The organism is Pseudomonas sp. o96-267 (assembly GCF_003935465.1).
Classification (GTDB): domain Bacteria; phylum Pseudomonadota; class Gammaproteobacteria; order Pseudomonadales; family Pseudomonadaceae; genus Aquipseudomonas; species Aquipseudomonas sediminis.
Map to the genome: position 1 here is coordinate 1 of NZ_RHQP01000063.1, position 10,344 is coordinate 10,344.

The window sequence follows — 10,344 nt, forward strand, 5'->3', positions numbered from 1 at the left end:
GGGGGAGTAGGTCGTAGTCTTTCTCATGGCCTCATCTTCTCAAGAGTTGAGGCCTCCACGAAACCCGAGGCGATTCACATAACCATTACTCCGAGCAATTAAATAGCCAAAACCACACTTAAAACATCAATCGCGCACATCCCCCCAATAATCTCCACGAGCGACCAAACCAAAATCCTGATCATCCAGTGGCTCATCATTGAACAGATGCTGTATCCGACGCTCCTGCTTGATATATGCCAGCACTTGGAAGAAGCAGCCTTCGCACAGGCGCACCCGATACCGTTCACCATCATGCCGTGCGCCGTAACCCCAGCGGGCGTGCAGCACCCCAAGCTGCTGGCCATAGCCGGGGACACTCGTCTCGCCCCCGCAGAGGTCGCAGCGCACTGGTTCGTTTAACGGATCAGAGGTACCCATCATTGCCCCCGCTCAAAACAGGCTCATGACGGTGGAGAACTCGGCCTGCTTGCGCTGGCCGTCTCCGACCAGGACGTACAAGGTGTTGCGGGTCTGGAAGAAACAGCCCTCGCTGAAGTTCACCAAGGCCGTGGTGCGCACCCAATCGCCGACATCGAAGCGCCGCTCACTGTCGAACAGCACGTTGTGCGCATACAGCAGCACCGGCTGCTGTCCTGCCGCGTGAAATAGCGCTACTTGATCCTCGTCCAGGATCAGGTCAATCCAGATCCAATCGCGGACAATGCAATACTGCATCCACAAGGAACGGTCTCGGGCCAGCACGCGTTCGCGCGCCTGCTCCCAGCTCATTTCAATGCCGGCCATCACTTCTCCAGTGCCGTATAACAGTGCTGTAATCTTGCCCAAGGCATCCATGAGTAACTCCCATTATTCCGCTCATCTGAATTCAGGGTGCAACCACCCCGCCCTGGCTAACTTTCCCCAAGGCTTATTCTTCAATGTGCCAACTAAAGACGACCGACTAGCTAGAAATACCAGGCGCCATCGTATAAACGGCTCAAAGTTATTAACCCTACACCGCTTGGACCACCATCACTTCGCCTCGACCCACTCTTTCACCTTACCGCCACACACCTCAACGTTTAAATAGAATAAACATCAATACCCAATAACCGTCAAGCAATAACAGAAAAATCCACCAACCCTTAATTACAATACATATATATTGACAAGTTTTAGACAAGTTTTAGACAAGTTCATGGAGCATATAAAAGCACAACTTCCCGATATAAAATGGAGTTCGCGACCCAGTCAGCCCTCGTGCGCCCCAGGAGATTGCCTGGAGCCTCGCATGCTCCTCGCCCCCAACCTCGCTGCATGCACGCATCCTTCTCCAAGTGCTACATCTGACTGATGGATTTGAGTCAGCAATGGTGGGCACGCTGGATCTTTTGCGCCAAACCAGGACGTGGTGCAGAGCAACTGATGGCCGCTGTAGGTCAGATCAATGAGCAGCAGGGAGCAGATACGTTACGCATTGGCCGAGTGGCCGACGAAGCCTGCTTGGTCGATGCGGCCGGAGATGCTGAGCCCGAGATACACCGCGTGCCGGGATGAAGTGGCAGGCGCGTATGGACAGGTTTAGAAAGCCGTACTCACCCGACCTGTAGCTGCCGTTGACCAAAGGTAGCTACTCCAGTTCGACCACCGGAGGCCTGTGTAAATGCCTGGCGACCCACAGCTTTACTTCGAGTACGAGCTTGAATTTGGCTCCAACAAGGCTCAAAGCCTGCTGTTTGTTTCTGAGGAGCTCAGCCCCTCAGAAGTCATCCGTGACGAACTTGCCGCCGAATACCTTCGAAACCCAGACAAGGCACATCTGCGAAAGTACCTGCGCGACCAGCTAGAAGAGGATCTCGGGGTATAAATGAGCTGTGGCTCCCCCACCTTGCCGTGCAGGATTAAGAGCTCACTTCAGCGCGGCGCCTTCGGCACGATGCCAACCTGCATACCAAACGGATTGAAGACGCTATTCAGCGTCTGAACAGTCGGATTGCTCTCATCAAGCTCTAGCTGCCGCAAAGCGCGCAATGACAGCTTGCACATCTGTGCGAATCTGGCCTGCTGCAGGCCAGTCACTTCCTTGCGCAGACGCCGAACGGCCGCACCAATAGTGATCTCACCAGAAGCCAACTGCTGCTGTAGCTCATTCAACACGCGATTGCGCTCAAGAATGTCCATTTAGATCAGACCCCACTGAACCAGGCGCTGCCGGAGGTTTCTCAGCGCGATACGGGGGTGATTCATGGTTGAGGCGGGAAGCCCTTCCGCATTCAGCAAGTCAGGTAGCACCTGGAACTCCTGCGCTGCTGCTCTCAACCTCTGGAACAACTCATCAGGATCTACCCACTCTGCCGCCTCGGCGCAGGCGACTCTCCAGTTGACCTCTCCTGCCAGCTCGATGTGCTTTGGCCATTTCGTCGTGCGCGTGACCCCTTCCTCATCCATGACCATGGGGGCCAGGTCATAGATCGGCGCCAGCCGTACACCTTGCTCAGTGCGAAGAATGGAAGTGTTGCGCCCGTGGTTATCTGAGTTACCAAGAATCTGGTTCAGCAGATCGCGCCGCATGTATTCGAACACCAGATCCTCAACCTGCTGTCCCTGCCCAACGGCCTGCCATAGCTCGACCAGGTTTCGCAGAACATGGGAGTGCAGCATGTAGCTCCCCGCCTCGGTCACACCAGATAGCGAGTACATCGACTCCACGGCAGTTCGCCCAACACCTGCAGAGCTGATCTCCCGATCAAAGCGGTGCATCCACAGACTGGGCTTATTGCCCTCCTCCAACGCCAGCCCGTCAGCCGCAATGGTATCCATCCCCAACTGCTGAATCGCTCGATAAAAACAGTACTCGCTGCGAAGGATGTCCTGATCCGTCTGCGCGGCTTTGTTGCGCGCAAACTTCACAAACCAGTGCTGAGCAGCCTCCTCGTCAGGCAGTACTGCATCCGGGTGCAACGCACCATGGCGATCCTCCGTCAACAGCAACTTGGGAGCCTCGCCACCAGCCCCAGTCGCACCACCTATGGCTGCCCCCTGCTCATAAGCGTATTCAAGGAAGCGAGCGTCCCGACGAATGACCTCATCGCGCGTGAAACCCAACATAGGGCTGCCCGCAATCGCCTCGACAGATTCCTTGATACGCAGATTGCCAATCGGTGCGGGCGTGCAACGCCCCAAGAGATAGAGATCCAGGTTGAGGCCCTCAGGTCGCTCGCCTCCCAAGCGCTTCAGTAGAAAGCGTCTGGCAGCGCCTGATGGCAGGATGTCGAAGAGAAACGCTGGACGATGACGCAGGGAGCGGCGCAATGGATCGCATCAATCGATTCCCGCCAGGCAAGTCCGGTTCGCACGGTGCTTCAACACCCGTGGCGGCCCACCTTCATCCCTCGAAATATTCAAGGCATTTACGCCGCCCTCCGGTGGCAACGACACATCGTGCATCGCCTCCGCCTTGTTTGTCCCGCCTTCGCAGCACTGGCCCGGCATACCCGGATCGGGTCGCGCGCCCAGAGCAACACCCACCGCGACACGTCCGTGTCGAAATGCAATGCCTATATCCATCATATGGAGATGTCCAATATGCACGCACGCAAATCGCTGCTCGCTCTGCTCACTACCGCTGCACTGTCCGCCGCTGGTGCGGCTCATGCGGGGCCGCCTGTCGCGATCACCATCAAGAATCTGGGCACAGCCGATGCGGCGTACAGCATCGTCGGTAGCAACGAAACCAGCACCTACGCCAACGCAACGCCCAAACCCGCCGCTTCCGTACCACCGGGCGCCACTAATACCTACTCGGTACAAAGCACCATCTCACCCGATGTTAACTATGCGGTCGTCCGCTACAAGATCGGCAACAAGACCTGCGTCTTCAACACGAACTACGTGAATGGGTACACCTCCGGCGGCATCAAGGTTCCCTCGTGGAACAAGTCGTACACCGCCAGCGGCGGCGCCACCTGTACCGCCACCATCACCTCGACCAACATCTCCACGCATGCATGGGCGGTCGAATTCACGATCAAGTAGCTCGCTACACCGTAACGGCACGCCCCGCGCCATGCTGCGCTTAGCCGGGGCCTCTGTAACGGCATCAATCATTTCAAAGCAGGAAAGAGAACATTATGAAAAAGCTACTCGCAACGAAACTGCTCGCGCTGTCGCTGATCCTGGCATCGTAATATGGCTATGCGATCGACGCGACCATCACCAAGACCGACAGTCCCGATATCATAATCGTGGTCAACAACGGCACCGGGCTGGCCCAGTTCGGCTTGATCAGTTCCGACTTTCCCAGTGGCACGGGTAACAAAACCAAGACATTGCAGGGCATCGACTGGAGCACGACGTCCTACCCGAACAACACAGGCGAGACTGTCGAACTGTGCTACTACCGCCCCTACAACAGCAACCCGGTAAGCTGCACGGCCATCCTGCCGAACTCTTCCGGCACGCTGACCACCTATAACGGCCAGAGCTTCGGCAATGGCGCCAGAGTCATCATTCGCCACCGTGTGCAGGGCGGCCAGCAGCCGGGCTATCCCGCCGGCAGCGACACTGTGACCTACCGCTACAGCTACTAGCCACCTTGGCGGGGCGCCATGCGGTCTGCTTGCCCCATGGCGCCCCTCTACGCCAATCAGCAGTCCTTTGGCAAGCGGAGCCTAAAGTTTTTCGCCAACGTGCCGTTATGTACGTAAAGTATGAGTCTTTTCGGATAGATACGTCGCAGCGACATGCGCATAGAGAGCAACCATGGTCGGTATCACTACCTACACATCCCTGTCCAGCAGCCGCGTGACTGGCAGCAGTACCAGTGCCACGGCCCAACCCGTAGCTGCTGACGACAAGACCGGTGCCACCACAAGCACGGGCAGCACCGGCACCTCCAGCACCGTCTCGAACCTGGCCCGCCAGTTGAGCGAGGCGGCTGTGCGCGCCGAGACCCGCGATACCAGCCTCAGCCACAAGGAGTTGGGCCAGAAGGCCACTGCACTACTCAACCAGATTACGGGCGACAGTTATTTCGCCAACAAGGCCCAGCACAACGCCGAAGTGCCTAACACCGACGACCCTGAGTTGCTGGCCCGTGCCAAGCAGGCCACCAGCTTCGTCAATGGTTCCGGCAGCAATCCCTTCAAGGGTATGTCCCGCGATCAACTGGCCCTGATCACCTACGACGACAGCGGCACCTTCACCACCAACGAACGCCGTGCGGCCTGGGAAGAAGCCTATAGCCAAGAAGAAGCCTGGAGGCAGAAGGCCGTAGCGAAAGCCATGGACGAATACAACCGCACCGGCAAGCTCACCAACTTCTTCAGCGAAGTGCTCGAACACTACAAGAGCCTGCCGGCCATTGAGCAGGCGCAGTACCCCGAGGATTACGCTGCCGACCTGCAGCAGAAGATCGACCTCGATTTCAACTACATGACCCATCGGGCCGAAGGCAAGGGCAGCAGCGCCACCAGCCTGATCGAGCAGTTGGTCTCCGCAGGCCCCTACGCCCGCAAGGAAACGGATGGCGCGTCTTCACCTGTGGCAACGCAATCGTCATCCGCCACGCAGTCCGCCAGTGAGGTCACCACGGCATCATCAGCCGCCAGCACATCCGGCACCGTCGGGTACGACCTCATGGTCTCGCGCCTGTTCGGCGGCACCGAGCCCGAGGTCGCCAACGGCGCCCAGGGCATGAGCACCAGCAACATCGGTCGCAGCGCCTTCGAGTTCCTCACCCGCGAGGATCGCGCGCTGGTCGCGGAGATGTACGCCTATGCCCAGGAACAGGGCACCGATCTGACCCATGTGGATCGCCTGGCCGAAGAACTCGGCGACTATCGCCAGCACGACAATGGCCGGCTGAGCTCGAACTTCAACAACGGCACCCACTACGACGTCCAGGGGCGTCAGCTCACGGTCAGCTTCAACGAGCAGGACGCCGCCACCGCCGAGCGCATCCTGAACGGCACTGCGATCAGCAGCACCCGCCTCGACCAGGGCTTCCTGCGCCACATTCTCGATCCGGGCTACGGCGCCTTGAGCAATACCAGCGACCTCGGCTTCCTCGAACAGATGGTGACAAAGTTCTCCAGCGAAGGCAGCGCGCAATCCTCGCTCGACAGCCGATTCGCCACCTATACCCCGGTCATCAGCATCAAGGACAACATCGTGCTGAGCGCTTCCGAGGACGTGAAGCTCAAGCCCTTCGAGCCGGACATCACCAACGTCAACGGCGTCTGGACGGTGACCGAGAAAGGCGCAGCGGCGGGAATTACGCTGGATCAGGTGATCGGTAAATCACAGCGTTCCGACGCGGCTAGCACCGGGCTGGAACAGAACCGCTACATCCTGGATGCCTTCTTCGGCCGGAACGAGCAGAGCACTTCTCGCCCCGACTGGCTGACCAGTCTGCTCGAACAACTACAACAGTCCTAACGCAAAACCGGCGACGGTCAAGCCATGACTATGTATAACCCTCCCCACCCAGGTGAAGCGCTACGCCTTGATGTACTTCCGGCGCTTGGTATAAGTCTCGACGCCCTGGCAGCGCACCTGGGATACAGTGCCCGCCGCCTGCACCAAGTAATCAACTGCCATGCGCCGATCCGTGCCGAACTTGCGCACAGGCTGGAACTGGCCGGGCTAGGCACGGCGCGTCAGTATCTGGCCGAACAACAGGCTTGGTCGTTGTGGCAGGCCAGGCAACGGCCTCATCCCCCAATCACACCGCTGTACCAGTCGTCATTCACACGTCCTCCGCGGTAGCGCCAGTCGGCGGCGCTGATCACGCAGAAACTTCCAGCATGTAACCGCAGCTCTACACCAGCACGCACCGCCATCGCCCCCCGTAGGTAATACGGTTATGCCGCAGAACGTATTGTTTCCAGACAAGGAAACAGAACTTCAGTGAGATGCACGGTATCGGGCGATATGCCTGCAACTTCTGGAGACACCGACATGACCGTATCCCGCCACAATGCCGATCAAGACAACACCCTGCTCACCACACCCACCGCTCTGATGCTCGACACGCGCCTGACGCCACTTGAACGCAACGGCTGGCAGGTACTGCGCATGCTGCGCGCCTCAGACGGAACCAGCTCACTCGCCAGCCTTGGACAATTGCGGCGCTACCTAACCTCAATCCCGCTCGGCCAAAAGGCTGGCTACGAAACCGCATGGCGTGTGCTGGTGGTGTTGCGCCTGACCGGCTGGATCAGTCTGGTCGGCCAGCAGCGCGATCCGCTGGAGCCTTATTCTCTCGCCAGGAGTCCCAGCCGAGAGGGTAAGCTGCGCTGACAGCCACATTCAGCCGACTGCCGACAGACTCCAAGGAGTCAACCAGATAGCCCTGCTGGTAGCCATAAGCACAAGCCCCCTCCAGCCCTTCCTCGGGCTGTTCGAAGCGGAGCTCCATGGCATTGCGCCACTGGCCATTCGTAAAAACCTGGAGAGTGAGGTTGTGCATATCGGCATCGGGCATGGCGGCATCTTAATGCCGAAATCCTAGGCGAGAGCCAAGGAAAAGGCAATTTAATGCCTAATCAAGAGCGAATCACCTGAAAATAGGCACTTTAATACCTCTCTCAGCCGAAAAGGCTGACTCGGTTCGCCTCGATCAGATGAGCTGAAATCACGCCAATCAGCGAAGGTAATGCAATCGCATTGACCAAAAAATGCACTTGCATTACCTTGAGATCACTCACACGAGCCGGAGCAGATCATGGCCAGAGCACTCGAAGTCGAATCCACCCTTACCGACCGCTACCAGACGACGGTACCAGAGACGGTTCGCCGCGCACTTCAGCTAAACAAGCGCGACAAAATCCATTACTCGATTCGCCCCAGCGGTGAGGTCGTACTGAGCCGTGCTGAGCACTCTGAGGATGACCCGGCAATCGGCCAGTTTCTCAACTTTCTTGCACATGACATCGCAGCGAACCCTCAGCACCTGCAAGCCATAGATTCAAGTCTCGTGGCGCGCATCCACTCGCTGGTCGATAGCAATGAGATAGATCTGGATGCCCCGCTGTCGGCAGACGATGAATGAGCCACGACCACGGTAAGCCACTGGTTGCCCATGGCTGGACAGTATTTGCGCACCCCTTGTTTCTGGATCAGCTCGAAACTCTCGTTCAGCAAGTTGAGCTCTCAAAACAGAAAGACTCCGTGGGTTATCGCAAGAAGAATGCAGCCAAGCGGCTAGCAGCCATCGCCAAGCTGGCTTTTGACGTTATCCCACAAGACCCGAGCAAGCCCGAATACCGCCAAGGTGGCACATTGGGCGAGGAACATAAGCACTGGTTCCGTGCCAAGTTTTTTCAGCAGTATCGGCTGTTCTTCCGGTACCACGGCCCAAGCAAGATAATCGTCTTGGCGTGGGTTAATGATGACGACACCAAGCGTGCCTATGAGAGCAGCGATGACGCCTACAAGGTGTTTCGAAAAATGCTCGCAAGCGGACATCCACCTGACGCGTGGGATAAGCTACTGAAGGAAGCCACGCAGGAAACCGCGCGATTAAATTCGGTCGCCACCTCGGTCAACTGAGCCCCCAACAAGCTGCCGGTTCAAATCCCTATCGAGGATTTGAACCCAGTACACCCTCCCTGTACCGCGCTAAGCCTTTGAAGTGAAAATCGATTTGGATGCGCTCTTGACGGAAGGCTCAAGGTTCCTATACTGCTAAACGACTGAGTGAAATCCTACAAATCAGCTTTTCGAGGCCAAGTGCCTGAAACGCTGATTTGAGCTGGGTATTTGTGTCTTTGGATTCAAATCCCCCCGGCTCCACCATTACAACATCTAGAGACGTCCACGGACGTCTTTTTTTGTGCCCGAAACCCAGTGAATACGGGGCTTTCAGCGTCGTCACGATCCGATAGCGTCCGACTGGATCCGCGAAACCCGGTATTCCAAATGGTATTCCAAGCATTCAGGTGGTAATTTTTGGAATACCAAAACCTCTCATGGAATACCAATGTGCGCTCAAGCCTCTCGCCTTTCTGAGCTCAAGCTCAAAGCTGCCAAGCCCAAGGAAAAGGATTACATCCTGGTCGACGGTGATGGATTACAAATGCGAGTGAGAAGCAATGGCTCTAAGCTGTGGAATTTCAACTATTACCACCCAGTAACCAAGAAGCGCATCAACATGGGGCTTGGTGCATACCCTGAGCTGTCACTTGCCCAGGCAAGGAAAATGACCGTTGAAGCAAGGGAGCTTCTTGCCACCGGCATCGACCCCAAAGAAGAGCGGGACAATCTGAAGCAAGCCAAGAGGGCTGCAACAGAACACACGTTTCAGAACGTAGCTACCGCCTGGTATGAGCTGAAAAAAGACTCCGTGACACAGGCTTACGCCGAGGACATCTGGCGCTCACTGACGCTGCACGTTTTCCCGGACTTAGGTACGGCTCCGATCTCAGCCATCAATGCACCACAGGTCATCAACCTGCTTCGGCCGCTCGAAACCAAGGGCAGCCTTGAGACCGTTAAACGGCTGACGCAACGGCTCAACGAGATCATGACCTACGGGGTCAACTCGGGACTGATCCATGCCAACCCGCTCAGCGGCATCCGCTCTGTCTTCAAGAAACCAAAAAAGAAAAACATGGCGGCACTGCCCCCAGACGAGCTGAGCGAGCTCATGTTGGCAATTGCCAATGCCAGCATAAAAAGAACGACCCGTTGCCTGATCGAATGGCAGCTTCACACCATGACCCGACCAGCGGAAGCAGCTACCACTCGATGGGCAGACATCGACTTCGAAAAGAAAATCTGGACGATCCCGGCTGAGCGGATGAAGAAACGCCGCACGCACATGATTCCGCTCACGGAACAGGCCCTCGCGTTACTGGAAGCAATCAAGCCTTACAGCGGCCATCGTGAATACGTATTCCCCGCAGACCGGAACCCTCGCACCCACTGCAACAGCCAGACCGCCAATATGGCGCTGAAGCGCATGGGTTTCGAAGGGCGATTGGTCAGCCATGGCATGCGTTCAATGGCCAGCACCATCCTCAACGAACACGGCTGGGATCCTGAACTGATCGAAGTAGCGCTTGCCCACGTCGACAAGGACGAGGTTCGCAGCGCTTACAACCGGGCGGACTACATCGAGCGCAGACGCCCGATGATGGCTTGGTGGAGCGGACACATCCAGGAAGCAGCTACCGGCAACCTTTCGATGTCAGCTATCAAGGAAAATCGGGACAGAAAGGTAGTTTCGATACGCTGATTTGTGCCAAATACCGTAAAGCAGAGGGTAGTAACAGGCAGAAACCGGCCGATTCTGTTGAAAAAGTAGCGACCTCCCCGTGCTGCCGGCAGAATCACTCTGTCGGTGAGCGCGGGGGCGAA

14 protein-coding genes are annotated in these 10,344 nt (G+C 57.1%); 10 read left to right on the plus strand and 4 right to left on the minus strand.

All coding sequences use genetic code 11. The features are described 5' to 3' along the window. Positions 1-126 precede the first annotated feature (126 nt). Positions 127-423 carry a hypothetical protein gene (locus EGJ86_RS24270; protein WP_125836901.1) on the minus strand — a complete coding sequence of 99 codons (297 nt, stop codon included), beginning with the start codon at positions 421-423 and terminating at the stop codon, positions 127-129. Between the two features lie 9 nt (positions 424-432). Beyond that, the gene (locus EGJ86_RS24275) at positions 433-837 is read right to left on the minus strand and encodes a hypothetical protein (RefSeq protein ID WP_125836902.1); all 405 of its coding nucleotides are present in this window, start codon (positions 835-837) and stop codon (positions 433-435) included. A gap of 592 nt (positions 838-1,429) precedes the next feature. Here EGJ86_RS24275 and EGJ86_RS25735 point away from each other — a divergent pair. Beyond that, positions 1,430-1,567, plus strand: a complete 138-nt coding sequence (locus EGJ86_RS25735; RefSeq protein ID WP_125836903.1) for a DUF4113 domain-containing protein — start codon at positions 1,430-1,432, stop codon at positions 1,565-1,567. A 78-nt stretch (positions 1,568-1,645) separates the two neighbouring features. Then, positions 1,646-1,849 carry a hypothetical protein gene (locus EGJ86_RS24285; protein ID WP_125836904.1) on the plus strand — a complete coding sequence of 68 codons (204 nt, stop codon included), beginning with the start codon at positions 1,646-1,648 and terminating at the stop codon, positions 1,847-1,849. Between the two features lie 47 nt (positions 1,850-1,896). Here EGJ86_RS24285 and EGJ86_RS24290 read toward each other — a convergent pair whose 3' ends face one another. Then, entirely contained in the window at positions 1,897-2,163 is a 267-nt protein-coding gene (locus EGJ86_RS24290) for a helix-turn-helix transcriptional regulator (RefSeq protein WP_088177211.1), read from the minus strand. Continuing rightward, the gene (locus EGJ86_RS24295; RefSeq protein WP_125836905.1) at positions 2,164-3,294 is read right to left on the minus strand and encodes a HipA domain-containing protein; all 1,131 of its coding nucleotides are present in this window, start codon (positions 3,292-3,294) and stop codon (positions 2,164-2,166) included. It lies immediately after the preceding gene. 129 nt (positions 3,295-3,423) lie between these two features. On the opposite strand from EGJ86_RS24295, the gene EGJ86_RS24300 reads away from it, so the two are divergent. The 8 genes from EGJ86_RS24300 to EGJ86_RS24340 all read left to right on the plus strand — a co-directional run bounded on the left by EGJ86_RS24300 (position 3,424) and on the right by EGJ86_RS24340 (position 10,222). Then, positions 3,424-4,017: a hypothetical protein gene (locus EGJ86_RS24300; protein ID WP_256672502.1), complete on the plus strand. Its 594-nt coding sequence runs from the start codon at positions 3,424-3,426 to the stop codon at positions 4,015-4,017. 209 nt (positions 4,018-4,226) lie between these two features. Continuing rightward, positions 4,227-4,571 (plus strand): hypothetical protein, encoded by a 345-nt coding sequence (locus EGJ86_RS24305; RefSeq protein WP_125836906.1) that lies wholly within the window; start codon positions 4,227-4,229, stop codon positions 4,569-4,571. A 172-nt stretch (positions 4,572-4,743) separates the two neighbouring features. Further along, positions 4,744-6,420: a hypothetical protein gene (locus EGJ86_RS25445; RefSeq protein ID WP_004152517.1), complete on the plus strand. Its 1,677-nt coding sequence runs from the start codon at positions 4,744-4,746 to the stop codon at positions 6,418-6,420. A gap of 30 nt (positions 6,421-6,450) precedes the next feature. Next, positions 6,451-6,750: a HigA family addiction module antitoxin gene (locus tag EGJ86_RS24315; RefSeq protein ID WP_215269980.1), complete on the plus strand. Its 300-nt coding sequence runs from the start codon at positions 6,451-6,453 to the stop codon at positions 6,748-6,750. Positions 6,751-6,942: 192 nt separating this feature from the next. Continuing rightward, complete coding sequence (locus tag EGJ86_RS24320; protein ID WP_256672504.1) at positions 6,943-7,284, plus strand: hypothetical protein; 342 nt, start codon at positions 6,943-6,945, stop codon at positions 7,282-7,284. A gap of 424 nt (positions 7,285-7,708) precedes the next feature. Next, on the plus strand, positions 7,709-8,035 hold the full coding sequence (locus tag EGJ86_RS24330; RefSeq protein ID WP_125836907.1) for a type II toxin-antitoxin system PrlF family antitoxin: 327 nt from the start codon (positions 7,709-7,711) through the stop codon (positions 8,033-8,035). After that, positions 8,032-8,535, plus strand: coding sequence for a type II toxin-antitoxin system YhaV family toxin (locus EGJ86_RS24335; protein WP_125836908.1), 504 nt, complete (start codon positions 8,032-8,034; stop codon positions 8,533-8,535). Before EGJ86_RS24330 ends, EGJ86_RS24335 begins: the two co-directional genes overlap by 4 nt. Positions 8,536-8,965: 430 nt before the next feature. Continuing rightward, positions 8,966-10,222, plus strand: coding sequence for an integrase domain-containing protein (locus EGJ86_RS24340; protein ID WP_125836909.1), 1,257 nt, complete (start codon positions 8,966-8,968; stop codon positions 10,220-10,222). The last annotated feature ends 122 nt before the right edge of the window (positions 10,223-10,344 follow it).

What these genes read in the sequence shown, in the direction of transcription:
- EGJ86_RS24270 (WP_125836901.1), bottom strand. Translation starts at nt 423, where the DNA reads ATGATGGGTACCTCTGATCCGTTAAACGAACCAGTGCGCTGCGACCTC.
- EGJ86_RS24275 (WP_125836902.1), bottom strand. Translation starts at nt 837, where the DNA reads ATGGATGCCTTGGGCAAGATTACAGCACTGTTATACGGCACTGGAGAA.
- EGJ86_RS25735 (WP_125836903.1), top strand. Translation starts at nt 1,430, where the DNA reads ATGAGCAGCAGGGAGCAGATACGTTACGCATTGGCCGAGTGGCCGACG.
- EGJ86_RS24285 (WP_125836904.1), top strand. Translation starts at nt 1,646, where the DNA reads ATGCCTGGCGACCCACAGCTTTACTTCGAGTACGAGCTTGAATTTGGC.
- EGJ86_RS24290 (WP_088177211.1), bottom strand. Translation starts at nt 2,163, where the DNA reads ATGGACATTCTTGAGCGCAATCGCGTGTTGAATGAGCTACAGCAGCAG.
- EGJ86_RS25445 (WP_004152517.1), top strand. Translation starts at nt 4,744, where the DNA reads ATGGTCGGTATCACTACCTACACATCCCTGTCCAGCAGCCGCGTGACT.
- EGJ86_RS24315 (WP_215269980.1), top strand. Translation starts at nt 6,451, where the DNA reads ATGTATAACCCTCCCCACCCAGGTGAAGCGCTACGCCTTGATGTACTT.
- EGJ86_RS24320 (WP_256672504.1), top strand. Translation starts at nt 6,943, where the DNA reads ATGACCGTATCCCGCCACAATGCCGATCAAGACAACACCCTGCTCACC.
- EGJ86_RS24330 (WP_125836907.1), top strand. Translation starts at nt 7,709, where the DNA reads ATGGCCAGAGCACTCGAAGTCGAATCCACCCTTACCGACCGCTACCAG.
- EGJ86_RS24335 (WP_125836908.1), top strand. Translation starts at nt 8,032, where the DNA reads ATGAGCCACGACCACGGTAAGCCACTGGTTGCCCATGGCTGGACAGTA.
- EGJ86_RS24340 (WP_125836909.1), top strand. Translation starts at nt 8,966, where the DNA reads ATGTGCGCTCAAGCCTCTCGCCTTTCTGAGCTCAAGCTCAAAGCTGCC.